Source organism: Candidatus Marithrix sp. Canyon 246 (genome assembly GCF_001723685.1).
GTDB lineage: Bacteria > Pseudomonadota > Gammaproteobacteria > Beggiatoales > Beggiatoaceae > Marithrix.
Genome location: NZ_MCBX01000044.1, coordinates 90,450 through 116,553 on the forward strand (window position 1 = coordinate 90,450; position 26,104 = coordinate 116,553).

The 26,104-nt window shown below is 34.1% G+C and carries 26 protein-coding genes; 6 read left to right on the plus strand and 20 right to left on the minus strand.

Annotation, left to right across the window (positions count from 1 at the left end):
• The first annotated feature begins 25 nt into the window (after nt 1-25).
• Nucleotides 26-1,288 (plus strand): UDP-N-acetylglucosamine 1-carboxyvinyltransferase, encoded by a 1,263-nt coding sequence (gene murA / locus BHU68_RS15555; RefSeq protein ID WP_069472200.1) that lies wholly within the window; start codon nt 26-28, stop codon nt 1,286-1,288.
• On the opposite strand, the gene BHU68_RS15560 is transcribed toward murA, so the two are convergent.
• From BHU68_RS15560 to rpsB, 15 genes are all read right to left on the minus strand, one after another.
• The gene (locus BHU68_RS15560; protein ID WP_069472201.1) at nt 1,275-2,561 is read right to left on the minus strand and encodes a hypothetical protein; all 1,287 of its coding nucleotides are present in this window, start codon (nt 2,559-2,561) and stop codon (nt 1,275-1,277) included. The genes murA and BHU68_RS15560 overlap by 14 nt on opposite strands.
• A complete protein-coding gene (lpxB, locus tag BHU68_RS15565) occupies nt 2,558-3,682 on the minus strand; it encodes a lipid-A-disaccharide synthase (RefSeq protein ID WP_069472202.1) in 1,125 nt (374 codons plus the stop codon). Before lpxB ends, BHU68_RS15560 begins: the two co-directional genes overlap by 4 nt.
• Before the next feature lie 4 nt (nt 3,683-3,686).
• Nucleotides 3,687-4,460, minus strand: coding sequence for an acyl-ACP--UDP-N-acetylglucosamine O-acyltransferase (gene lpxA / locus BHU68_RS15570; protein ID WP_069472203.1), 774 nt, complete (start codon nt 4,458-4,460; stop codon nt 3,687-3,689).
• Nucleotides 4,457-4,906 carry a 3-hydroxyacyl-ACP dehydratase FabZ gene (gene fabZ, locus BHU68_RS15575; protein WP_069472204.1) on the minus strand — a complete coding sequence of 150 codons (450 nt, stop codon included), beginning with the start codon at nt 4,904-4,906 and terminating at the stop codon, nt 4,457-4,459. The genes lpxA and fabZ overlap by 4 nt, the downstream gene beginning before the upstream one ends.
• Nucleotides 4,903-5,853 carry a UDP-3-O-(3-hydroxymyristoyl)glucosamine N-acyltransferase gene (lpxD, locus tag BHU68_RS15580; RefSeq protein ID WP_069472205.1) on the minus strand — a complete coding sequence of 317 codons (951 nt, stop codon included), beginning with the start codon at nt 5,851-5,853 and terminating at the stop codon, nt 4,903-4,905. Before lpxD ends, fabZ begins: the two co-directional genes overlap by 4 nt.
• The gene (locus BHU68_RS15585; protein ID WP_069472206.1) at nt 5,850-6,353 is read right to left on the minus strand and encodes an OmpH family outer membrane protein; all 504 of its coding nucleotides are present in this window, start codon (nt 6,351-6,353) and stop codon (nt 5,850-5,852) included. Before BHU68_RS15585 ends, lpxD begins: the two co-directional genes overlap by 4 nt.
• Nucleotides 6,354-6,359: 6 nt before the next feature.
• Nucleotides 6,360-8,645, minus strand: a complete 2,286-nt coding sequence (bamA, locus tag BHU68_RS15590; RefSeq protein ID WP_069472207.1) for an outer membrane protein assembly factor BamA — start codon at nt 8,643-8,645, stop codon at nt 6,360-6,362.
• On the minus strand, nt 8,642-9,970 hold the full coding sequence (gene rseP / locus BHU68_RS15595) for an RIP metalloprotease RseP (RefSeq protein ID WP_069472208.1): 1,329 nt from the start codon (nt 9,968-9,970) through the stop codon (nt 8,642-8,644). Before rseP ends, bamA begins: the two co-directional genes overlap by 4 nt.
• A 2-nt stretch (nt 9,971-9,972) precedes the next feature.
• Complete coding sequence (gene ispC / locus BHU68_RS15600; RefSeq protein ID WP_069472209.1) at nt 9,973-11,136, minus strand: 1-deoxy-D-xylulose-5-phosphate reductoisomerase; 1,164 nt, start codon at nt 11,134-11,136, stop codon at nt 9,973-9,975.
• Nucleotides 11,133-11,924 (minus strand): phosphatidate cytidylyltransferase, encoded by a 792-nt coding sequence (locus BHU68_RS15605; protein WP_069472210.1) that lies wholly within the window; start codon nt 11,922-11,924, stop codon nt 11,133-11,135. Before BHU68_RS15605 ends, ispC begins: the two co-directional genes overlap by 4 nt.
• Nucleotides 11,917-12,645: a polyprenyl diphosphate synthase gene (gene uppS / locus BHU68_RS15610; protein ID WP_069472211.1), complete on the minus strand. Its 729-nt coding sequence runs from the start codon at nt 12,643-12,645 to the stop codon at nt 11,917-11,919. The genes BHU68_RS15605 and uppS overlap by 8 nt, the downstream gene beginning before the upstream one ends.
• A gap of 57 nt (nt 12,646-12,702) precedes the next feature.
• Entirely contained in the window at nt 12,703-13,248 is a 546-nt protein-coding gene (gene frr, locus BHU68_RS15615) for a ribosome recycling factor (protein WP_069472319.1), read from the minus strand.
• A 1-nt stretch (nt 13,249) separates the two neighbouring features.
• Complete coding sequence (pyrH, locus tag BHU68_RS15620; RefSeq protein WP_069472212.1) at nt 13,250-13,975, minus strand: UMP kinase; 726 nt, start codon at nt 13,973-13,975, stop codon at nt 13,250-13,252.
• Between the two features lie 63 nt (nt 13,976-14,038).
• Complete coding sequence (gene tsf / locus BHU68_RS15625) at nt 14,039-14,890, minus strand: translation elongation factor Ts (RefSeq protein ID WP_069472213.1); 852 nt, start codon at nt 14,888-14,890, stop codon at nt 14,039-14,041.
• 12 nt (nt 14,891-14,902) lie between these two features.
• Nucleotides 14,903-15,652 (minus strand): 30S ribosomal protein S2, encoded by a 750-nt coding sequence (gene rpsB, locus BHU68_RS15630; RefSeq protein WP_069472214.1) that lies wholly within the window; start codon nt 15,650-15,652, stop codon nt 14,903-14,905.
• Between the two features lie 96 nt (nt 15,653-15,748).
• On the opposite strand from rpsB, the gene map reads away from it, so the two are divergent.
• On the plus strand, nt 15,749-16,519 hold the full coding sequence (gene map / locus BHU68_RS15635) for a type I methionyl aminopeptidase (RefSeq protein WP_069472215.1): 771 nt from the start codon (nt 15,749-15,751) through the stop codon (nt 16,517-16,519).
• Here the strand turns inward: map and BHU68_RS15640 are convergent, their stop codons facing one another.
• Complete coding sequence (locus BHU68_RS15640) at nt 16,520-17,065, minus strand: Tll0287-like domain-containing protein (RefSeq protein ID WP_069472216.1); 546 nt, start codon at nt 17,063-17,065, stop codon at nt 16,520-16,522. It abuts the gene before it with no gap.
• 73 nt (nt 17,066-17,138) lie between these two features.
• On the opposite strand from BHU68_RS15640, the gene BHU68_RS15645 reads away from it, so the two are divergent.
• Entirely contained in the window at nt 17,139-18,263 is a 1,125-nt protein-coding gene (locus tag BHU68_RS15645; RefSeq protein ID WP_069472217.1) for a fatty acid desaturase family protein, read from the plus strand.
• A 385-nt stretch (nt 18,264-18,648) separates the two neighbouring features.
• Here BHU68_RS15645 and BHU68_RS15650 read toward each other — a convergent pair whose 3' ends face one another.
• The 4 genes from BHU68_RS15650 to BHU68_RS15665 are packed head-to-tail and all read right to left on the minus strand — an operon-like array spanning nt 18,649 to nt 22,186.
• Entirely contained in the window at nt 18,649-20,166 is a 1,518-nt protein-coding gene (locus BHU68_RS15650; protein WP_069472218.1) for a YifB family Mg chelatase-like AAA ATPase, read from the minus strand.
• Nucleotides 20,166-20,405 carry an accessory factor UbiK family protein gene (locus BHU68_RS15655; RefSeq protein ID WP_069472219.1) on the minus strand — a complete coding sequence of 80 codons (240 nt, stop codon included), beginning with the start codon at nt 20,403-20,405 and terminating at the stop codon, nt 20,166-20,168. The genes BHU68_RS15650 and BHU68_RS15655 overlap by 1 nt, the downstream gene beginning before the upstream one ends.
• Nucleotides 20,398-21,021 (minus strand): epoxyqueuosine reductase QueH, encoded by a 624-nt coding sequence (locus BHU68_RS15660; RefSeq protein WP_069472220.1) that lies wholly within the window; start codon nt 21,019-21,021, stop codon nt 20,398-20,400. The genes BHU68_RS15655 and BHU68_RS15660 overlap by 8 nt, the downstream gene beginning before the upstream one ends.
• Nucleotides 21,002-22,186 carry an ATP-binding response regulator gene (locus BHU68_RS15665; protein WP_069472221.1) on the minus strand — a complete coding sequence of 395 codons (1,185 nt, stop codon included), beginning with the start codon at nt 22,184-22,186 and terminating at the stop codon, nt 21,002-21,004. Before BHU68_RS15665 ends, BHU68_RS15660 begins: the two co-directional genes overlap by 20 nt.
• A gap of 104 nt (nt 22,187-22,290) precedes the next feature.
• Between BHU68_RS15665 and BHU68_RS15670 the strand changes: the two genes are divergently transcribed.
• From BHU68_RS15670 to BHU68_RS15680, 3 genes are all read left to right on the plus strand, one after another.
• A complete protein-coding gene (locus tag BHU68_RS15670; protein ID WP_069472222.1) occupies nt 22,291-24,573 on the plus strand; it encodes an efflux RND transporter permease subunit in 2,283 nt (760 codons plus the stop codon).
• On the plus strand, nt 24,570-25,403 hold the full coding sequence (locus BHU68_RS15675) for an outer membrane lipoprotein-sorting protein (protein ID WP_069472223.1): 834 nt from the start codon (nt 24,570-24,572) through the stop codon (nt 25,401-25,403). The genes BHU68_RS15670 and BHU68_RS15675 overlap by 4 nt, the downstream gene beginning before the upstream one ends.
• A gap of 353 nt (nt 25,404-25,756) precedes the next feature.
• Nucleotides 25,757-26,092, plus strand: coding sequence for a hypothetical protein (locus tag BHU68_RS15680; RefSeq protein ID WP_069472224.1), 336 nt, complete (start codon nt 25,757-25,759; stop codon nt 26,090-26,092).
• Nucleotides 26,093-26,104 lie beyond the last annotated feature (12 nt).

The window sequence follows — 26,104 nt, forward strand, 5'->3', positions numbered from 1 at the left end:
TCTAATTTATGGAATCATCAAAACAATGGATAAATTATTAATTACTGGCGGCAATACTCTTAATGGCGAAGTAAATATTTCTGGTGCTAAAAATGCTGCTTTACCTATATTAGCCGCAACTTTATTAGCTGAAACTCCTTCATATATTAGCAATGTTCCTCATTTACAAGATATTATCACTATGATGAGGTTGCTAGGGCGTTTGGGTATTGAATTTGTCATGGATGATAAATTAAATATTGAAGCTGATAGTACTAAAATCCATACTTTTACTGCACCATATGAAATGGTGAAAACTATGCGTGCTTCAATTTTAGTTTTGGGTCCATTATTAGCGCGTTTTGGCAAGGCGCATGTTTCATTACCCGGTGGTTGTGCAATTGGGGCGCGTCCTGTTAATTTACATATTCAAGCTTTAGCTGCAATGGGTGCTGAGATTAAGGTTGAAGCTGGTTATATTATAGCAGAAGCTAAACGCTTACGTGGTACGACTTTATATATGGATACTGTGACTGTCACAGGCACCGAAAATATAATGATGGCTGCGACTCTAGCCGAAGGTGTAACTATTATTGAAAATGCAGCGCGTGAACCTGAGATCGTTGATTTAGCTAATTATTTAATTAGTATGGGTGCCAAAATTGAAGCTGCTGGTACCGATACCATAAAAATTGAAGGTGTAGAACGATTATCTGGTAGTAAATATAGTGTCTTACCTGATCGTATTGAAACAGGTACTTTTTTAGTTGGAGCCGCTATGACAGGTGGACGAGTTAAATTAAAAAATACTGATGCTAGTTTATTAGAAGCGGTTTTAGCTAAATTACGTGAAGCTGGTGCCAGTATTACATCTGGTGATGATTGGATAGAATTAGATATGCAAGGGCGCACACTTAAAGCTGTTGATATAAATACTGCTCCTCATCCAGCGTTTCCAACTGATATGCAAGCCCAATTTACTGCAATGAATTCTATAGCTCAAGGAGTTAGCATGTTGACAGAAAATATCTTTGAAAATCGTTTTATGCACGTATTAGAATTACAACGTATGGGAGCTGATATTCGTTTAGAAGGTAATACTGCTATTGTTAATGGAATTGATCAGTTAAAAGCAGCACCTGTTATGGCTACAGATTTACGTGCTTCAGCGGGTTTAGTGTTAGCAGCTTTAGTTGCTGATGGTGAGACTTTAGTAGATCGTATTTACCATATTGATCGAGGATATGAACGCATTGAAGAAAAATTAACTCAATTAGGGGCACAAATCCGTAGGGTTAATAAGTCCTAATCTTCCATGCGAGAGCATAATTATTAATATCTTTAACCCAGTCAAGTAATGGCTGGGATAGCCAATTTAAAGGGTGCATTGGAATAGTGCCAGTACGACCTTCAGAGTCTTCAACTTCACAATGAGGAGTATGTAATGGTGCTGATGACCATGCTCTAAGTGGGCTATGTACCACAGGAATCCCCGCTACTGTTGACATTCCTATTGCTTCTATTGTATCTAAATATTTACCCTTCGCTTGACGAATTTCTGGATTAGCAGTTGTAGTAGGATCTAATATAAAAGCATCTATTCCGCTAGGTCCCGGAGTTACTATCATATAATCTGGATGAGTTTCATGTACTTTTTTACACATAAAACCACTAGGATGTATGCTGTTTTTTGAAAATCTTGGTTCTATCCAAATACTTACTTCTACATTATCTTTATAAAGTCGTACTTCTCCTCCTAAAAATAATGCGCCAATTGGATCATCGTATATAACCCAATTTAAGGATTCAAATGCTGATAATAATTTCATTCCACACCAACGTTGATATAAATAAGGTGTATCGGCAATTTCTACTGTTCCATTTAATAGATTATGCAAAAAACTAGGTAAATATTCTTTTGGTTGTATTAGTTGTTGTGCAAAACGTCTTAAATTAGACCAAGCTGGTGAACGAGGATAGGGATTAGGCAGAGATAATGAAGCAATTAATTTAAATTTAACTTTACGTTGTAAGCTTATACGAGCTTGTTCTAGTTTGGCTTGTGCTTCATCTAAACCTGAACGCATATTTAATAAAGTTGCTCGATCATTTTCTGCATAATTTGATTCTCCTTGCTGAGTTAATAAGGAGTCATCTATATATTTAATAGTTCTAGTTTGTACTTGTTGTAAAGCCTTATATTGTAAATCTAATAAATGTACTAACCAGCGTAATGGGCGACTATCAATTTCTGTAGTTGGTAACACACTAAGCCAATGTGCTGGCAATAATCTGTGTTTATTATCTAATTGATAATCACAACTACGTCGGGAAAATGTAGCATATTTCGGTGAGGCAGTATAATGTAAAGTGACTTTACGAGTAGCATCAGTAGTTTCTAACTCACAAAGTAACTTAGGTATTAAGCCGGTTAAAAAGTCAATAGATTTTAATAAAGCAGTAGTACTTGCTACTGTAGTCATACCAGTAGATACTTGTTGTGTTCCATGTAAACCGGGTAATAATAAGTCAGAAGAAAAATCTTTTAGATCATCTATTAATTGTTGCAGAAAAGGGTTCATTTAGATATTAATGATAATATAGCTTGTGCCGCTTTTTGATTAGCAGATTGTTTCAAATTATGATGTAATTTAGTAAAATTATTTTGCAATATTTGCACTTTATTGGAATTGTTTAACCATTCCAAGATTTCTGGAGCTAAATTTTCTGTAATAACTTTATTTTGAATAAATTCAGGCACTAATAGTTTTTTTGCTAGCAGATTAGGTAAAGAAATATAAGGAATATGTACAAGCAATTTAGCCAGCCAATAAGTAATATTTGCCATACGATAAGCTACCACCATTGGACGTTTTAATAACATTGCTTCTAAGGTGGCTGTACCAGATGCCATTAAGATAACATCAGCCGCTGCCATTGCTTCATATGATTGCCCATCTAATAAATGAATTGGTAATTCATTAGGTATTTGTTCAATAAAGTATTGTTTTATTTTGGGATTGGCTAATGGTACTATAAAAGCTAAATCAGCTTGTTGTTTTAATAAGTCATTGGCTGTTTTTAAAAAAGTATTAGTTAATTGAGTAACCTCATTAAATCTACTACCCGGTAATAATGCAATTAATTTGCCCTTGGTATTTAAACCTAGCTTTTTTCTAGCAGCTTGTTGATCTGTATGTAAAGGAATTGCATCGGCTAAAGGATGTCCGACAAAACAAACTGGAATATTATGTTGATGATAATAATCAGCTTCAAAAGGAAATAGTGTCAACATTAAATCACAAGCACGAGCAATTTTAGCTAAACGATACTCTCGCCACGCCCAAACAGAAGGGCTAACATAATGTACTGTTGGAATACCTGCTTGTTTCAGTTTATATTCTAAACTAATGTTAAAATCAGGTGCATCAATGCCAATAAAGACATCTGGTGGTTGTTTTAAAAAATACTCAGCTAAACTATCATGACATTTTTTGATCTCAAAATAGTGTTTTAATACTTCCACTAAACCCATTACTGATAAGGTTTCTAATGGAAAGTGGCTATGAAAACCTGCTGCTAACATTTTTGGACCACCTATGCCTTCAATTACAGCATTGGGATATTTAGCTTTTAGTGCATAAATCAGCCCAGATCCTAATAAATCTCCTGATAATTCACCAGCAACTATAGCAATACGCATTGATTTAACGCACAATACCTCGTTTAGAATTTTGCAAACCTTGTTGCATTTTTCGCACTTCAGGATATTGTTGACTTAAATCTTCAAGTGCTGCAATTGCTTCATTTTTCATCATATTTTGTTTATATATAATTTTATAAGCTTGGTGCAAAGCATGAATAGTATCACTACTGAAACCTTGACGTTTTAAACCTTCTTTATTTAAACCATTAGCTTTAGCACGATTTCCACATACCATTATATATGGCAGAACATCTTTAAAAATCAATGAAGTAGGTGCTGCAAAACTATTATTTCCCATAATGCAAAATTGATGTATTAAAGTAAAACCACCTAAAATAACACCATCTTCAATTTCTACATGCCCTGCTAATGAGGCACCATTAGCAAAAATGGTATTATTATGTATAATACAATCATGAGCAATATGGGAATATGCCATAATCCAATTATTATCACCAATGCGGGTTATTCCACCACCCTGTATAGTGCCTCGATTTATGGTGCAATATTCACGGATTTCATTGTTATCACCAATTTCTACATGGGTATTTGGCTCGCCATTATATTTTTTATCTTGAGGATTTTCACCTAAAGAGGCAAATTGATAAATTTTATTATTTTGTCCTATTTTCATAGGACCTTTTAAAACCACATGTGGAGCTATCCAAGTACCGGATTCTATTTGTACGTCAGCTCCGATAATTGAATAAGCACCAACAGAAACATCATCAGCTAATTCAGCTTTAGGATCAATTACAGCGCGTGTATCAATCAAGATTCAATCTCTCTTTTCATACACATAAGTTCTGCACTAGCAACTACTTTATCATCAACTTTAGTAGTGGCAGAATATTTCCAAATTCCACGAGTTCGGCGTATTAACTTCACTTCAATTAATAATTGATCACCGGGTTCTACTGGTTGTTTAAAACGAGCTTTATCTACTCCTACTAAATAATACAAAGAATTATCTTCAGGTTCAGCCTCAGCCGTCTTAAACGATAATATACCTGTTGCTTGAGCCATTGCTTCAATTAATAATACACCGGGCATTATTGGTCTTAAAGGAAAATGACCTTGAAAAAATGGCTCATTATAGGTGACATTTTTTATCGCAGTCAATGATTCACCTACTGTATAATCCAGTACTCGATCAATTAATAAAAACGGATAACGATGATGAAGGTGTTTAAGCACCTGATGGATATCCATACTATTCATAATTCTAATTTCTTTAAACGTTTTGCCATTTGATCTATAGATTTGAATCTATGATAATTTCTATGCCATTGTCTATTGGTTTCTAAAGGAGTACCTGATGAATAAACACCGGCTTTGGTTATTGATTGTAGCACAATAGAACCAGCTGTTACATGTACATAATCTACTAAATCCAGATGTCCAGATATACCTACTCCTCCAGCGATCATACAATAGCTACCAATATTAGTACTGCCAGCAATTCCAACACAACCGGCTATTGCTGTATGTTCTCCAATTTGAACATTATGTCCAATTTGAATTTGATTGTCCAGTTTAACGCCCCTGCCAATGATAGTATCATCTAAAGAACCTTTATCTATGGTAGTATTTGCGCCAATTTCTACATCATCAGCTATTAAAACACCGCCTAATTGTGGTACTTTTACCCATTTACCATCATCATTAGCATTACCAAAACCATCTGAACCAATTATTGCTCCGGGATGAATAATTACACCTTTTCCTAAACGAGTTCCTGCACATAAAGTTACATTAGCTATCAATTGGCAATTATCACCTATTTCAACGTCGCTTTCTACAACACAACCAGCACCAATAAAAACATTTTTGCCTATTTTAGCATCTGCTTCAACTGAAGCCATTTTATGTATGCCCGGCGTGTGAAGCAGTGGATGAAATAATTGTGCTGCCCTAGCATAACCCAAATAAGGGTTATCCATCACTAACATTGCTTGTTTGCAAAAGGTTTTATCTGAATCTTTCAAAATAATAGCAGCAGCTTTAGAATTTATTAAATCGTCACGATAGCGACGATTAGAAAAAAAACTAATTGTATCTTGATTTGCACTATTTAATGGTGCAATTCCTGTAATTGGCAAATTTTCTAAAGCAGCATTTTCTAATTTTGCTCCAATTTTATTTGCCAACTCTATCAGAGGAATCATCTGTGCCTACGCAATTTTCTTAAAACTTTATTTGTGATATCAACACGTTTACTTGCCCAAACAACTCCATCACTGAGAATAAAATCATATCTTTCTCTTTTGGCTAATTGTTGAATTACTTTAGTAATAATTTTTTGAATTTTTTCTAATTCTGCATTACGACGAATATTATAATCTTCTCTAAATTCTTCTTGTTGACGACGAAATTCACGTTTCTTATTTCTAATCCGACGTTTAAGCCTACTAACTTGTATTTGACTCATAGTAGAACCACCTCTTTTTACACGTGATTCCATACTTTTAATACTTTTACCACTTTTTACCAATTGTTTTTGTCTAGGTGCAAATTCTCTTTCTAAACGACGATTAGCTTTTTCAACTTGAGGAGCCTTTTCCATGACTTTTATTGCATTGACAAAACCTACTTTAAGTACTGCGTTTGCTTGATGAGAAAATAAAATACTACTAAGTAAACATATAAATATATAATTTTTTTTCATAAATAATTACCAATTAAAGGTTGTACCAATTGTGAATTGAAATATTTCAACTTGATCACCCGGTTTTTTATTCAATGGTTTAGCCAAACTAAAACTTAACACTCCTAATGGAGACAACCAGATTGCAGATAAACCAGTGGAATAACGCAGTTGATCAACATCAAAATCTTCTTGAACACCATAAACATTACCTACATCCACAAAGGCAGAGAGCCTAAAGTTACGTAGTTTTTTAGTAAATGGTATAGGTAAAATAACTTCAGCATTACTCACTACCCTTAAATTACCACCGAAAGGTAAACCTTGAGAATCTAAAGGTCCTAAAGTATTGCCACGAAAACCACGTACAGTACGTGGGCCACCAGCGGTAAAATTTTCAAAAAATGGATATTCTGTGGAATCACCATAGGTTTCACCATATGCAACTTGCCCTTTTAATACCAGAATATAATCTTTTATCAATGGATACAACCATTGATGACGATAAGTCAGTTTATAAAAACTTAGATCACTAACTGGTAATGCAACTTCTGCATTCAGAGATTGTAACATGCCTTTATCAGGAAATAATCCTCTATTACGAGTATCATGTCTCCAATTAGCTGTTAAACGATAAGAAGTAAAATTATTACCATTACGTTCTAAAAATTTAAATACTTCATCAGCACTAAAATTAGTAGTTTTAATAGTGGTATTATCAATTTCAGCTCCCATACTAACATAATTATATTCACTAATAGGAAAACCATAATTGAGTCTAGTACCATAAGCATCTGAAGCATAACGGCTTAAATTTGCAAATTCCGCATCCATAGTACGGTAAAATACATCAAAACCACGACTTACACCATCTATAGTTGTATAAGGGTTAAAATAACTTAAACGATACTGTGTGTTGACACGACTATTATTAAAAGTCACTCCAACACGTTTACCAGAACCTAAAAAGTTATCTTGTAATATACTAGCATTAAAGATTATACCTTGTATTTGTGAATAACCAACACCTGCCATTAAATTGCCGGATGGTCTTTCTACAACATTAAAATTAACGTCAACTTGATCATTACTATTAGGTACACGCGGTGTTTTAACTTCCACTGTTTCAAAAAAGGCTAAGCGTTCTAAACGAGTTTTTGAACGTTTAATTTTTTTCTGACTTAAAAAACCACCTTCCATTTGACGCATTTCACGACGTAATACTTCATCACGAGTTTTCAGGTTGCCTTTAAAATTAATTCGTCGAACATAGGCTCTTTTACCGGGATCAACATAGAAATTTAAAGCTACAGTTTTATTTTTCGAGTCAATTTCTGGCACTGCATTAATATCAGCAAAAGCATAACCTTCATCACCAATACGTTCTATCATTTTTTCTTGGCTTTTAGTGATTTGCTTGCGAGAAAATATATCTCCTGATTTAATCGTAATTTTATTAAGTAATTCTTGTTTATCTACAATTAAATTACCAACTAATTTGATTTTAGATACAGTATATTTTTCACCTTCGGTGAGATTAACGGTAATATAAATATCTTTTTTATTTGGTGTAATAGATACTTGGGTTGAATCAACATTAAATTTAAGGTATCCATTATCTAAATAATAAGAGCGTATTTTTTCTAAATCTGCTCTTAATTTTAGTGATGAATATTGATTATCTTGGGTAAAGAAAGAGAACCAACCACCTGTACTTAATTTCATTTCATAAAGCAAGTCATCATCACTAATAACTTTATTACCAACAAAATTAATTTGATTGATACGTGCTACCACACCTTCTGATATGTCAATTTTAATTGCAACTCTATTACGAGCCACTGGTGTAACTGTTGACTTTAAACGTATAGCATATTTACCTGTATTAAAATATTGACGTTTCAAGTCTAATTTAATTTTATCTAATAGTGAACGATTAAATAGTCTGCCTTCTACAAAATTTGCAGCTTTTAAACTTTTTAATAAATCTTCAGTCTCAAGATCCTTATTACCTGTAAAGGTAATTTTTGCAATAGCTGGACGTTCTTTAACTCGCACAATTAGGATATTATTGTTTCTTTCTAAACGTATATCTTTAAATAAACCAGCTTTAAATAAAGTAGAAATCACACTACTAGCTTGATTAGGAGAAAATCTACTTCCGGGTTTTATAGTTAGATAATTAAATACCGTTTGTTTTGAAATCCGCGTTAATCCTTTGATCTGAATATCTTTTACAATAAAAGCATCAAATGCCAAACTAATATTACTTAAGAATAGCAGACTCAAAAAAATTAAAGGTTTATATATCATAAAATTCTTTGCAAATCATTAAATATTGCTAATCCCATTAAGCTTAGTAATAGTACTAAACCAATTTGTTGTAATAACATCTCAGTGGTTTCTGTAACAGGGCTACCTTTAATTAATTCTATGAAGTATAAAAATAAATGACCTCCATCAAGTAGAGGTATTGGTAATAAATTAATTACACCTAAACTGATACTGACAATAGCTAAAAAAGATAGAAAGACATTGAAACCTAATTGAGCAGATTGTCCAGCATATTGAGCAATGCTTATTGGTCCACTAATATGTTCATATGATACTTGTAGTGTCAACATTTTAGCCATTAGATTTAAGGTTAAGACACTCATGTCCCATGTTTTATTTATGCCATGAATAAATGCTGGCCATAAGCTATAACTTTCGGTTACATAGTAAGGTGCATAAACCCCCATTCGTCCTTTACCATTAATATTATCAGGTTTTAAAATTAACTCTAGTTGTTGTTGATTGCGTTCAATTATTGTGGATAGATTCTTATCAGGATTCTCGGTGATATATTTGGCCCAACTGTGCCAATCTTTAACAGGCTGATTATCCATACTAATGATTTTATCGCCATATTGCAAACCTGCTTTTTCAGCAGCACTATTTGGCATTATTTCACCAATAATCGCTGGCCAAGGCGGACGATATGGTTGAAAACCGATCTTTTCAAAAAATTGTCCTTGGGCAATATCATCAATACTAATATTATCAACTGATATACGTAAATCATAATGACGATTGTTTTGGTCTTGTATTGAATATACAAGTTCTTGTTTGTTATCAAGTAATTCTTTTAATGAGGTTTCCATAACGCTATCCCAGCGAGTAGCAGATTGTTCATTTACAGCAACAATTTGGTAGCCGGAAATAAATCCTGCTTGTTCGGCTAAACTTTCAGGAGTAACTTCACCAACTATTGCTTTCATGCCTGAAACTCCAACCATATACATCATGGTATAAGCAAAAATTGCAAATAAGAAGTTAAATAATGGACCTGCGAATACTATTGCGCTACGTACTTTTAAAGATTGTTGATTAAAAGCGCGATGCAATTCTTCAGCGGCGACTTCACCTTCACGTTCGTCGAGCATTTTTACATAGCCGCCTAATGGAATTGCTGCAATTGCAAATTCCGTATTATCTTTCCCAAAGCGGCGTGACCATAGTGGTCGGCCAAAACCTATTGAGAATTTTAATATTTTTACACCTAAGCGTCGTGCAACCCAATAATGACCAAATTCATGTACGGTTACTAAAATACCGATAACTACAATAAAAGCGAGTAATGCTTGTATAATTAACATTTCTATATATTTTGATTTACAATTTGTGTAGCTAAATGACGCGCTTGTTTATCATCTTCGAGAATAATCTCTAATGATGTTGCGATACGCCCAGTTATTTGAGATAAAGTATTTTCAATGATCTTAGGAATTTTAGTAAAAGCTAAAGTACCTTCTAAAAATGCTTGTACTGCAATTTCGTTAGCAGCATTTAAAATGGTGCTACTAGTGCCACCTGCTAACATAGCATCATAGGCTAATTGTAAACAAGGGAATTTCTGAAAATCAACAGCTTCAAAATCTAAACGAGCAATATCAAATAAATTTAAACTAGCAACTCCTGAACTCATACGTTCAGGCCATGCTAAACCATGAGCTATTGGGGTACGCATATCAGGATTGCCTAGTTGTGCTAGTACTGATCCATCAACATATTCAACTAGTGAGTGAATTATACTTTGAGGATGTATGACTACTTCAATTTGTTCAGGCTTAGCGGTAAATAACCAGCAGGCTTCTATGACTTCTAAGCCTTTATTCATCATAGTAGCTGAATCTACTGATATTTTACTACCCATGTTCCAATTAGGATGAGCAACAGCTTGTTCAGGTGTAACTGTATCTAATTGTTCAATAGGTGTAGTGCGAAAAGGTCCACCTGATGCAGTTAATAAGATACGAGTAACACCCTGCATTTTAACTGCGGGCATACATTGGAAAATCGCGTTATGTTCACTATCAATTGGTAATAATTCGGCACCATTTTCACGCACGGCATCCATAAATAATTGCCCTGACATTACTAATGCTTCTTTATTTGCCAATAAAATTCGTTTTCCTGTCTTAGCGGCTGCTAAAGCAGGCAATAAACCTGCACTACCAACTATAGCTGCCATAATGACACTAACTTCGTCTAAACTACTGACAAAACTTAGTGCATCGGTACCACTTAAAACTTTAACTGGAGAATTTTGCTGCTTTAAACGTTGTTCTAGTTGTTCAGCAGCATCTGCATCTGCCATCACTGCATAGCGAGGAGACCATTCTAAACATAATTGTTCTAAACGAGATACTTGTTTATTTGCTGTTAGCGCAATTACTTCAAACTTTTGTGGATGTTGTTTGATAACATTAAGAGTATTAAGACCAATGCTACCAGTCGCTCCCAATATAGTTATACCAGTCAAAGTAGATTTCCTATTATTAATCCTAAAACAAAAATCGGTGCCGCTGATGTCAAACTATCAATACGATCTAACACCCCACCATGACCGGGTAATATTTGACTACTATCTTTCATACCCGCCTGACGTTTAAATAAACTTTCTAATAAATCGCCTACAATTGAAGCAATTACTGTAATGAAACATAATAGCATAAAACCTAGCAATGTCATTAATGGCATCGAATTAAAGATTGCATAACTTAGTGCAACTAATAAGCTTATGAATAACGCGCCTGCAACACCTTCCCAACTTTTTCCGGGGCTTATTTTATCAGCTAATTTTTTTTGTCCCCATTTTTTACCAGTAAAATAAGCTCCTATATCAGCAGACCAAATTAAAACTAATAAGAAAATTAACCACTGTTGATTATGAAGACTTAATAAAGCTATCCAAGCTGGTATTAATATAATAAACCCTAATAAGGCTTTAACAATAGGTGATGTTGGTATATGATTATGATTTTGTTGATAAGCTAAGATCCAATATAATGCTATTAACCACCATAAAGATGCAATATATAAAATATAATTTATATTAATCTCATCTAAAAAATAATAAATTATTAATAGAGTTAAAGCAAATACTAAGCTATAAATACTGCGTATTAAATTAGATAAACCAGCCCATTCCCATGCCCCAATTATAACAAATATAGCCATTACCGACGCTAAAGTTTGCGAAGATAAAGTTAATACCCATAATATTATTGGAATTAAGACTATAGCTGTAAATATACGTTGTTTAAGCATTTTTGAGTTGTTCACTAATACGTCCAAAACGACGTTCACGAGATCCAAATGATTTTAATGCTTCCATAAAATTTTCTTCATTAAAATCTGGCCATAAGGTATTAGTAAAATACATTTCTGTATAAGCTAATTGCCATAATAAAAAATTACTAATTCTTTGTTCTCCGCCAGTACGGATAAATAAATCTGGTTCTGGTAAATCGTTCAAATTGATTTGAGAATTAAAAAGGTTTTCATCAATATCTTCAATTTTTAATGAACCTTGTTGTACTTTTAAAGCTAAACGTTTTGCTGTATCGGCAATATCCCAACGTCCACCATAGTTAGCTGCAATAACTAGTGTAAATTTAGTATTATCTTTTGTCAATTCTTCGGCATCAGCAATCAATCCTTGTAACTTCTCAGAAAAGGCTTCACGATTACCAATCAGACGTAATCTAATATTATTTTTATGGAGTTTTTTTACTTCCCGTTGTAGGGCTGTCATGAATAACTTCATGAGTAAATTTACTTCTTGTGGAGGACGCTTCCAATTTTCGCTACTAAAAGCAAACAGGGTTAATACTTCCACCCCCTGCTTCATAGAATACTTAATTATTCTACGTACAGTTCCAAGACCAGCTTGATGTCCTGCATAACGTGGTAGTAATTTTCTTTTTGCCCAACGACCATTACCATCCATGATAATGGCAATGTGGCGTGGTTGTTTGGATAATATCATAAAAGATTATAAATAATTGGATTTAAAAAAATCCTAATGCAAAACTTATGCTGATATTTAAAACTCCATTAATTCAGCTTCTTTATCTTTTAAGATTTGATCTACTTGCCCAACAAATGTGTTGGTTAACTTTTGAATTAACTCTTCACCATCATGTGTTTCATCTTTTGAAAGCTCCGCATCTTTGAAATCCTTATTCGCGTCACGACGTATGTTACGAATTGCAACTCGTGTAGTTTCAGTTTCATTACGCACGATTTTAATTAAGTCACGTCGTCTTTCTTCTGTCATTGGTGGCAAAGGTACACGTACTAAATCTCCGACATTAGTAGGATTTAGCCCTAAATCTGAATCTCTAATAGCTTTTTCTACTATAGAAACCATACCTTTTTCAAAAGCTGTAACTCCAAGTGTGCGTGGATCTAATACATTGATATTTGCGACTTGGTTTACAGGTACATCACTACCATAATAAGGTACAAGAACATGATCAAGTAAACTGGTATTGGCACGCCCAGTTCTAATTTTCAGTAACTCGTTTTTTAAAGCGGCTACGCTTTTTTCCATACGAGAACTAGCATCTTTTTGTATGATGTCAATCATTTCATTCATTATTAATTAATGTTCCTTCATCTAAACCTTTAATTGCACGAACTAAGGCACCATCTTTGTTCATATTAAGTACTTGTAATGGCATGTTGTTATCTTGACATAAGACTACGGCGGTAGTATCCATCACCCCTAATCTTTGTTCTATAACTTTATTATAAGTGAGTTTTGAAAAACGTGTAGCTGTAGGATCAGTCATTGGATCGGCACTATAAACACCATCTACTTTAGTGGCTTTAATCATTAAATTAGCCCCAATTTCGATTGCTCTTAAACTCGCAGCGGTATCAGTAGTAAAAAATGGATTACCTGTACCTGCTACAAAAATGACTAAATGTCCATTTTCTAAATGTTTAATAGCATTGCGTTGTGAATAATGTTCACAGATGTTTGACATTTGAATAGCAGACATTACATGGGCTGTAATATTGACTTTTTTTAAGGCATCTTGTAAGGCTAAGCCATTCATTACTGTTGCTAACATACCCATAGAATCAGCAGTAACTCTATTAATACCATTCGCTGTTAAACCAACGCCGCGAAAAATATTACCTCCACCAATTACAATTCCTAATTGCACGCCTAATTTTACAATTTCGGATAAATTAGTAACTGTATGAGATAAAGTATCTGGATCAATACCAAAATTGGTATTTCCCATCAATGCTTCACCACTAAGCTTTAATAATACACGAGGATAAGTTAAGGAAATATTAGACATATATAATTAAATACTATTAATGGGAAACCTGACAGGTTTTTAAAACCTGTCAGGTTTATTTGCCTATTGTTGTACTTGCTGCATTACTTCATCAGCAAAATTATCTGTTTTCTTTTCAATACCTTCACCAACTTCAAAGCGTTCAAAATGCTTAATAGTGGCATTTGAAGGTTTAAGCAAATCAGCAATGGTTTTATCAGGTTCTTTAATAAATCCTTGACCTAATAAGGTAACTTCGCCTAAAAACTTTTTAATACGCCCTACGACCATTTTTTCAATGATGTTTGCAGGCTTACCGCTGTTTGCAGCTTGAGCGGTAAATATGTCCTTTTCTTTTGCAAGTATATCAGCAGGTACTTGATCTTCAGAAATACATAATGGACGACTAGCGGCAATATGCATAGCAACATCTTTTATTAATGCTTGTTCTGCCCCCTCGATCTCAACTAGTACACCAATTCTGCTTCCATGCAAATAAACACCTAATTGATCTGTGTTTGCTTCCATTAAAGCAAAGCGTCTCACATTGATATTTTCACCAATTTTTGCGATCAAGTTTTTACGTGCTTCTTCAACGCTGCTTTGTAGTGCTTCTAAGTTAGAAGGGGTATTGCGTAATACTGTATTTGCTACATCTTCACAAAATGCTTTAAAGTCATCAGCTTTGGTAACAAAATCGGTTTCACAATTAACTTCTACCATTGCGGCATTTTTATCATTTTGTTTTATGATAACTAAACCTTCAGCAGCGATACGTCCAGCCTTTTTAGCAGCTTTGGCTTGACCAGATTTACGCATAGCTTCAATTGCAGCTTCAACATCACCAGCATTGTCAGTTAATGCTTTTTTACATTCCATCATGCCAGCGCCGGTACGCTCACGCAGCTCTTTAACTAATGCTGCTGTAATTTTCATTGTATTATCCCCTTATTTAGTAGTTTCTTTAGCTTCTTCAACTTCGACAAAGTCATCTTCATCTGTTAATGCTTCTAAAGTAGATTGACGAGCATCAATCACTGAATCTGCAATACCATTAACATATAATGTGATTGCGCGAATAGCATCATCATTACCGGGGATAATATAATCAACATTTGTTGGGCGATTATTAGTATCTACTACTGCTACTATGGGAATACCTAATTTAGCCGCTTCTTTAACCGCAATTTTTTCATAGCCAACATCAATAATAAATAAAGCGTCAGGCAGACCATTCATGTCTTTAATGCCGCCTAAACTACGCTCTAATTTTTCAAGTTCACGATTAAGTGAAAGGGCTTCTTTTTTGGTTAAACGTTGTAATGTGCCATCTTCTTTTATGGTTTCTAATTCTTTAAGACGCTTGATAGATGCTTTAACAGTCTTATAATTAGTGAGCATACCACCTAACCAACGATGGTTGACATATGGCATACCACAACGTATTGCAGCTTCTTTAAGAGGTTCTTGTGCGGAACGTTTAGTTCCAACAAATAATATTTGTGCTTTTCTAGCGGCTAACTTTCCTAAAAAATTTGCTGCATCATTATACATGGGCAGACTATGTTCGAGGTTAATAATATGAATTTTATTACGCTCTCCAAAAATATACGGAGCCATTTCTGGGTTCCAGTAACGAGTCTGGTGACCAAAATGTACCCCTGCTTCCAGCATTTTACGCATTGATATGTCTGACATGATTGTTATATATAACTCCAAAAATATTTTTTTGCCTTAATAAAAAAGGCGTGAATTATTGTACCATAAAAGCTTTTTTACAACAAGAGATTAATAATGACTATTTTTATAAAAACACCTGATGAAATTGAAAAAATGCGGGTAGCTGGGCGTTTAACTTCTGAAGTATTGGATATGATCACAGATTATGTGAAAGTTGGAGTTACAACTGATGAATTAGATCGTATATGCCATAATTACATTGTTAATGTGCAACAAGCGATTCCTGCACCTTTAAATTATAAGGGTTTTCCAAAATCTATTTGTACTTCTGTAAACTATCAAGTTTGTCATGGTATTCCTAGTAATAAAAAATTAAAGGATGGAGATATTATAAATATTGATGTTACTGTTATTAAGGATGGTTATCATGGTGATAGTAGTAGAATGTTTATGGTAGGTAAACCGAATGTTCGCGCTAAACGAATTATAGATATTAGTTATGAATGCTTATGGATTGGTATTAAGCAAGTAAAAGCAGGAATTTCTTTAAAAGAGATAGGGCGTGCGATTGAAAATCATGCGAAATCTAAAAAATGTTCAATAGTACATGAATATTGTGGTCATGGAATTGGTCGTGCATTTCATGAAAAACCTCAAGTTTTACATTATTATAGTGCTAAGGAAGATGATGTAATTTTACAGCCGGGCATGACTTTTACTATTGAGCCTATGATTAATCTAGGTAAACGACATGTTAAATTATTACCTGATAAATGGACGGTTGTGACTAAAGATCATAAGTTGTCTGCACAATGGGAACATACTATTTTAGTGACAGAAAAAGGGGCTGAAGTTATGACTTTAGCCCCTTATGAAAAACAATAATTATTCTTTTATGCTAAATGCACCACGTAAATCTCCAATTTTAAAGCCTGTTGCTTTATCTTCAGGATATAATGATTTAATTTTAGCGGCTATTTCAGGGTTAATATTTGCACCATGACAAGTTAAACAGACTGGAGCAGTAGGAATCGCCTTCATATAACGCCATTGATCTTTTACCTGTTCAATGAATTCGATAGTTTTAGGATCTTCACCTTTGGCAAGGCGTTGTTCAAATTGTTGAAGTACTTTGGTTTCCCATTCGTCAGGGGCGTTATTTGGATTGCGCGGCTTGAGACTAGTGCGAGAGATTTCAAGATTTAATTTTTTTGAAATTTCTGCTGCAATAATTGGTGCTTTGGTATTACAAACAGCTAAAGCGGCGGTTGGACCACCTGATTGCATACCTTTAACTAGTTCTGATTTTAAGCCATGATGTAGTTCTTTTATCGCTTTTCGATATTGTTGCTTCTTTTCTGCTGCTTGATTATCTGTTTTTGAACAAGATAATGGAGTTAAAAGAATAAGGCTGATTAAAAAATATTTCATAAATTTTCACTCTATAATAAAACCCCTTTATTGGGTTGTTTTATGTTAAATTTCAAGGATTAAATACAATTTAATGACAATTGACTATACACATGTTGATAAAAAACAGTTGGCTAAGGATATTGACAATATACGCGCTACGATTGGTAAGCCTACCGAAGAAGACTTTAAACATCTGAAAAAAATGGAATTGTGGGGCAGGCTTTGTGCCTTGTTAGGTTATGCCACCGCGTGGTTATTGCCCTTTAATCCTATATCGGCATTGCTTATAAGTATCGCCAATGTTGGTCGCTGGGCGAATGTGACTCATCCAATTTTGCATAAAGCATATGATAAAGTGCCTAACATACCCAAACGCTATACTAGCAAAAGTTTTGCCAAAGGCTGGCGGCGCATTATTGATTGGTTAGATTGGATTGATCCTAAAGCATGGGAAGTGGAACATAATAAGATGCACCATTACCATTTGGGCGAAAGAGATGATCCAGATAACATTGAACACAATATGGAATGGTTACGCACTTCTAAATTGCCGATGTGGTTACGTTATGTCATAGTTATTGTTTTTGCTGCTATCTGGAAAATTGCTTATTATGCGCCCAATACTTTGAAAATATTGGGTAATGCTGAACTCCGCAAACAAGGACAAGCAGAACATGATACTTTTATTCGTGCCGATGCTTGGAATCCGTTTGCCAAGGATGGTTATAATTTATGGTTTAAGTTTTATTTACCTTATTTTATATTCCGCTTTATTTTTATCCCTTTGTTGTTTTTACCCTTGGGTGTAGAAGCTAGTTTGAATGTGTTATACACTTCTATTTTGGCTGAAATATTCGCTAATTTTCACTCATTTTTAGTTATCATCCCTAATCATTCTGCGGCTGATATTTATCAGTTTGATGAACCAGCAGAGAGTAAAGGCGAATTTTATTTACGCCAAATTATCGGCACTGTTAATTATAATACGGGAACAAATATAATTGATTACTTCCACGGTTGGTTAAACTATCAAATAGAACACCATTTATTTCCGTACTTACCGCTGAGCCAATATCAAAAAATGCAACCATATGTAAAAGATATTTGTGCAAAACATAATTTACCATACCGGCAAGAGAATGTATTTAAACGCTTATTGATGACTTTAGATTTAATGGTAGGAAAAACTAGTTTATTGCTCATTAAGAAGGCTTAGAAACTAGCCCAAATATTGAGGTTGTTTATCATCAATAACTTCTTCAGTCTCAATAGAAAAGGGTTTTGAACGGTGGACCACAAGTTTCAAAAGTTCGTTTGTTCATGGTGTTTTAGCTATATTCAATGTATTAAATAAATGATCATTGCGCTACACCTAAGTTTTTAAAATTAGATGTGGCATATCAATGAAATCACGAAAAGTAACATTTTTCGTAACTTTAGCTATGAGCCTTGGAATTTATTCCTAGGCGGTGTCTGAGCATGTAACAATATGTTTATTTGACATCAGATTAAGGTCACACTCAGATCAAGAGGAGATGTCATTTTTGTAACTGTCTTAAAACTTATAACTAAGTAGTTAATTATGCTATTATTTTAACTAGTTAATAAACAACCCTCTTCCTCTCCAAGCTTCGATAAGTAATAGCCTCTGTCAAATGTGAAGTTTGTATGTCGTCACTATCAGCTATATCTGCAATAGTTCGTGCAACTTTTAAAATTCTATACCATGCACGCGCTGATAATCCTAGTCTTTCAATCGCTGTATCTAATAATCTTTCATCTGTTGGATTTAATCTACAAATTTTATCAATTTCTTGATTAGATAATAAACTATTAGCTTTATTGCTACGTTTTACTTGGCGTTCTCTTGCCGCTATTACACGAGCGCGTACTTCTGCACTTGATTCTCTGATCGTATCTTGACGTAATTCTGAGCGAGGTAAATTCGGTACTTCAATATGTAAATCAATTCTATCTAACATTGGACCCGAAATTCTACTTCGATAGCGGCGCACTTTTTCTGGGCTACATTGACAACGTCCATTTGGATCTCCCAAATAACCACAAGGACATGGATTCATTGCCGCTATTAATTGAAAATTAGCTGGAAATTCAGCTTGTTGAGCCGCACGAGAGATTGTAATATGTCCTGATTCCATCGGTTCCCGTAAAACCTCTAAAACTCGCTTATTAAATTCTGGTAATTCGTCTAAAAACAATACACCATTATGCGCTAATGATATTTCACCCGGGCGTGGATGACTACCTCCACCAACTAAAGCAACTCCAGACGCAGTATGATGTGGAGTGCGAAAAGGTCTAATTCCCCAGCGGCTTGCATCAAAGCCATTACGAGTAATTGAAACAATAGTAGCAGCCTCTAATGCCTCTGCCTCAGTCATCGGAGGTAAAATGCTAGGCAACCTACTAGCTAACATAGTTTTACCAGTTCCCGGTGGTCCTAACATTAATAAATTATGTCCACCGGCAGCCGCTACCTCTAAAGCGCGTTTGGCATGATGTTGACCACGAACTTCACCTAAATCAGCTATATGATTTGCATTTATTGCATCAGGTATTTGTTCTGTATAAGGCTGAATCTTAGTATGATCTTGTAAATGGGCACAAATTTCAAGTAAATTTTGTACCGGTAAAATTGAAACTCCGCTGACTAAATTAGCTTCCGCAGCATTTTGAGAAGGTACTACTACTTGCCGCTGTGCGTTACGAGCTTCTAAAGCCATTGGTAAAATTCCGCGCACTGGTCGTAAATCACCATTCAAAGCTAATTCTCCAACAAATTCATATTCTGATAATTTATCAGCATTAATTTGTCGAGACGCTGCCAAAATACCTAAAGCGATGGCAAGATCAAATCGCCCACCCTCTTTAGGTAAATCTGCTGGAGCCAGATTAATAGTAATACGCTGTAAAGGAAATTCAAATTCAGCATTCAACAAAGCACTGCGAACACGTTCTTGGCTTTCTCTAACCGCAGTTTCAGGCAAACCAACAATTAATAATTTCGGCAAACCATTAGTTAAATGAACTTCAATAGTTACAGGTTGTGCCTGAATGCCAACTTGAGCGCGACTATGAACAATAGCTAAAGAAGACACTATTTTGATTCTAAAGCAGCAACTTGTTGTTCAAGTTTTTCTAAACGGGCACGAGTTCTTTCTAATACCGCAGTTTGTATATCAAATTCTTCTCTTGTTACAACATTAATTTTACGCAGCCCAGAATCTAAACCGACTCGTAAATTTTTTTCTAAATCCTTATGTAATTCAAACAAACCAGTTGGTAATGCTTGAGTTACTTGTTTAAATAAATCTTCTGGATTTGGGATATTATTCATAATATTTAACTCCTATCTTAATAGTTTCGCGCCCATTTTGTTTGCGCCATTTATTGGTATCACGTAAAGAATAAACACAGCCACAATATTCTTGTTGATAAAAATTTTCACGTTTAGAAATCTCGATCATCCGTTGTGAACCGCCTTTTTTACGCCAATTATATGTCCAATAACTTAAATCTGGATAATCTGCCGCTGCGCGAATACCACAATCATTAATTTGTGTCATATTTTTCCAACGCGAAATTCCTAAAGAACTGGTAAATACTTTAAAATCATTCTCATAAGCATATAAAGCGGTACGCTCAAAACGCATATCAAAACAAGTTGTACAGCGTCGCCCTCGTTCAGGATCTAATTCCATCCCTTTGGTGCGTATAAACCAATTATCTTTATCATAATCAGCATCAATAAATTCTATATTATGCTGTTCAGCAAAGCGTATATTTTCTTGTTTGCGTATTTCATATTCCTTCTCAGGATGAATATTAGGATTATAGAAAAAAATACTATAATCAATACCAGACTCTAACATAGCCTCCATCAATTCGCCTGAACAAGGAGCGCAACAAGAATGTAATAAAACTTTATTTTCATCATTTGGTGGTTTTAACATGTTTTAACTCTAATGGAATTTTAATCCAAAAACAACTACCTTCACACAACACACTTTTCACTCCTATTTCTCCGCCCATATTTTCAGTCAACATTTTAGCCACTGCTAAACCCATACCCATACCCTCATGCAGGCGTGTTGATGAATTATCAAGCTGAGAAAAAACTTCAAATAAATTAGCTTTTTTTTCTGTTGGGATACCCATTCCTGTATCACTAACTTCAAATAGCACCAATTGTCTCTCAAACTTTACATGTATTAAAATTTTACCTTTGTCAGTAAATTTAATAGCATTATCTAAAAATTTATTTAATATATTATGAATTCCTTGCTTATTACCTAGAAGCCGCATATCTAACAATGATTCATCTACCTTAGTATATATTTGTAAAGATTTGGATTTAGCAACACTAGAAAATTCATTTAATAGAGGATCTATAATTTCATGCGTTTGAAATTCAGTGATAACTTGTTTAATTTCACTTTTAAACTGTTGAGCAAAATTTAACATGTTAGTGAGAATACCGTTTAATTGTTTACTAGCTTTAATTATTGTTTTTGTATAATGTTGTTGCTCTGTTGTCAACTCAGTATCTTCTATTAAAATTTCACTCATTCCAACAACAATATTCATTGGAGTTAAAAATTCATGACTGATTTTCCGTAGAAATTCAGTTTTTAAAATAGAAGTTTGTTGTGCTCTTTCATAAGATAATTGTAAAGCATCAAATAACAATTTAATTTTTTTGGTTTGATTGGCAGCTTCGCATTCTAAATTTTTACGTAAATGTGCCAATTCAAGATGCGTTTCTATCCGTGCTAATAATTCTGGTTCTTGAAAAGGTTTACCAACATAATCAACACCGCCAACTTGCAAAGCTTTTACCTTACTTTCTAACTCACCTAGTGCCGACAAGAATAAAATTGGAATACTAGATAAATTATTATTTTGTTTAAAACGCTTACAAGTTTCATAACCATCCCAACCGGGCATAATAATATCTAATAAAATAATATCAGGTGGAGATTCTTGAGCTAACTCTAAGCCACGTTTACCATTATTAGCTGAAAGCACATTAAATGAATGTTTTTTTAAAACACCCTGCAAAAAGATTAAATTAACTAAACTATCATCAATGATCAGTACAGTTGCTTTATTTGTCATAAAAATTATAGATTATAGACAAGGAAGAAATTCTGATTAATCTATCATTATAACTACATTATGATATATAATGGAATCTTTATTTTTTATAAGGATTCCATAAAATGATTGAACGCTATGGTCAATTAATGATCAAATGGCGATATTTAGTTATATTTGCTTGTTTAGTATTGGTAGGGCTAACTACTCTTGGCTTTCCACTACGATTTGATACTGATTATCGAGTATTTTTTAGCGATAATAATCCTCAACTTTTAGCTTTTGATGAGTTAGAAAAAACTTATACTCAAAATGATAACGTGATGTTGGTATTGGCTCCTAAAAGTGGGCAAGTATTTAGCAATGAAACTTTAGAAGCGGTGGAATGGCTGACTAATGAAGCATGGCAAATTCCATTTTCAATTCGTGTAGATTCTATTACTAATTTTCAATATACACGCGCTGAAGAAGATGATCTGATTGTTGAAGATTTAATAATGGAAGCTAAAACCCTATCTGAAGCAGATCTAACAAAAGCTAAAGCGATTGCTCTGAAAGAGCCGATGTTAATTCATAAATTAATTTCACCTAAAGCTCATGTCACAGCGGTTAATGTTACTATTCAATTATTAGGTAAAAATCCAGATAAGGAAATCCCTGAAATTGCAACATTTGTTCGTAATTTAGCAGATAAACTGCGTGCTAAATATCCTAATATTGAGATTTATTTAACCGGAATGACAATGATGAATAACTCATTTCCAGAAGCGGTTAAAAAAGATATGACTAGTTTAATTCCAATGATGTATTTGGTGATCATCTTAATGATATGGTTATTATTAGGCAGTTTGTCTGCAACTTTTAGTACTATTATAGTTATTTCATGTTCTATCCTTGGAGCTATGGGTATAGCAGGATTACTTGGAATAGCACTAAGTGGACCATCTGCTGCTGCACCCACAATGATTATGACTTTAGCCGTAGCTGATAGTATTCATTTTTTAGTGACATTACGACATGAGATGCGAGTCAATGGCTTAGAAAAATATGCCGCTATTATTGAGAGTTTACGTATAAATATACTGCCTATTTTCTTGACTAGTGTAACTACCGCTATTGGCTTTTTAAGCATGAATTTTAGTGATGTACCACCTTTTCATGATTTAGGTAATATTGTAGCGATGGGTGTTATTATTGCCTTCATTTTATCTGTTACAGTGTTACCAGCACTGATAGCAATTTTACCATTTAAACCCAAACCAGAAACCACAAATACTGTTCATGCTATGGATCGTTTAGGTGAATTTGTAGTCAAAAGGCGCAAGCCATTAATGTGGACTATGGCTGGAACAATAATATTATTAATATCTTTTATTCCTCGTAATGAATTAAATGATGAATTTGTGAAATATTTTGATGAAACTTTTGAGTTTCGCCGTGCAACTGATTTTGTCACTGAAAATTTAACCGGTATTTATGATATACATTATTCTTTAGAATCAGGTGAATCAGGTGGTATTAGTAACCCTGCCTTTTTAGCTAAGGTTGAGGAATTTGCTCAGTGGTATCGTCAACAACCTGAAGTGGTACATGTAAATAGCATTACTGATACTTTTAAGCGTCTAAATAAAAATATGCACGGCGATGATCCAAGTTATTATCGTCTTCCAGAACAACGTAACTTAGCAGCACAATATTTATTATTATATGAAATGTCTTTACCATACGGCTTAGATATTAATAATCAAATCAATATAGATAAGTCTGCGACTCGTTTTGCTGTTACTCTTCAAAATATATCTACTAATCAAATGTTAGCTGTAGATGAACGCGCTCAAAAATGGTTAAAAGACAATGCACCAGAATCCATGCAGGTATATGGTGCTAGTAGTGCAATGATGTTTGCTAATATTGGTTCTCGCAATATTAAAAATATGTTATTAGGTGCTGTAATAGCATTGATATTAATATCCTTAATCCTTATTATTGCTTTACGTTCTGTTAAATATGGCTTGATTAGCTTAATACCAAATTTAGTTCCAACTGCAATGGCTTTTGGTGTCTGGGGTTTTTTTGTAGGACAAATTGGCTTAGGTTTATCAGTAGTTGCAGGGCTAACAATTGGTATTGTGGTTGACGATACAATTCATTATTTAACTAAATACTTACGCGCTCGTCGTGAAAAAGGATTGGATTCTACAGAAGCGGTACGTTATGCTTTTCGCAGCGTTGGTTTAGCATTATGGATTACTTCTATAGTATTAATAGCAGGATTTTTAGTTTTATCTCAATCACATTTTTACATGAATGAAAGCATGGGTATGATGACTGCTGTAACAATTGCATTAGCATTAGCGGCAGATTTCTTATTTTTACCAACACTATTAATGAAATTGGAGAAACAATGAAACGACTGTTTATATTACATATTTTAACTTTACTACCCTTAATAGGATCAGCAAGTGTTTTAGAACAACAACGACTTGCTCAAGCAATAGCAACTGCAAAAACTGCTCAAGCAAAGGGATTTGCGATTGCGCGAATGGCAGATTACCGTGATAACGGTTGGAAAGATTCTGAAGCGAAAATGAAGATGATTTTAAAAAATCGTCATGGGCGAACAAGCACTCGTTATCTGCGTGTTAGATCAATGGAAGTTCCCGGTGATGGTGATAAAGGTTTATCTATATTTGATCGCCCTAGAGATGTGAAGGGTACCGCGGTATTAACATGGTCTCATTCACTAAAACCAGATCATCAATGGATGTATCTTCCAGCATTAAGAAGAGTTAAACGTATTAGCTCAAGAAATAAATCTGGACCATTTATGGGTAGTGAATTTTCCTATGAAGATATTGCTTCGCAGGAATTAGATAAATACCGCTATAGATATTTGCGAAGTCAGCGTTATAATGGCAAGGATTGTTATGTGATCGTGCGTTATCCTGCTTATAGATATTCTGGCTATAAACGTATGATTACATGGATGGATAAAAGACATTTCAATCCTCAGAAAGTAGTTTATTATGATCGCAAAAATTCTCGTCTTAAAACTTTAACATTTAAAAAATATAAATCATATTTAGTGAATGGTAAAAATTTCTGGCGCCCGGGCGCAATGTTTATGCAAAACCATCAAACTGGTAAAAGCACATTGTTAAAATATAAATTTTATAGATTTAATAGAAGATTTACTAAGCGAAATTTTGATAAATCTACTTTGAAGCGGTTGCGGTAAGATAAAGCAGACAGGTTTTTAATTAAAACCTGTCTGGTTTTAATCCTAAGCTGTTACAGTGCCACTCTCATACTGCATTTCCTTAATCTGCACTTCTCCATCATTAGTCATATCTATTTATATTAATACCAATTGTCAGAATCAGAATTTACAGAATAATTGCCATGAATTATAAAGATTTAATCCTGTAAATCCTGATTCTGACAATTAAGTACAGCGAATTACGTGGATAAACGAATGTAAACAAGTTAGATAGATAATTCGTTTATCCACGTAATTCGCTGTACTCATATTATGGCGATTATATTTATCCTAATGGCCCACACAATTTAACTATTAAAGGAGAAACTTTCTTGAAAAAATTTACACTTGTAAATGCTATGGTATTATCTGCTGCATTAAGCGGCAATGTTTTGGCTGATCTGAATGATGGAACTGTTAATGGCGCGACGCTGATTGAGGATCGGTTTGGGAATAATGGAAGTGCTTATAGTTTTGATGGCTCAAATGATTATATACTGATTGGTGATAAACCTAGCTTGAGAATGGATGGTAGTTTCACAGTAATTGCTTGGGTCAAAAGTGATTTAGATTCTTTCTATCATCCTAAAACTAGATCAGTTGAGATTCCTTGCTTTGAAGTTACTACGATTGCTAAACTTGGAAGTGGAATTGAAGGATATGACTGAGACTGATAGTTG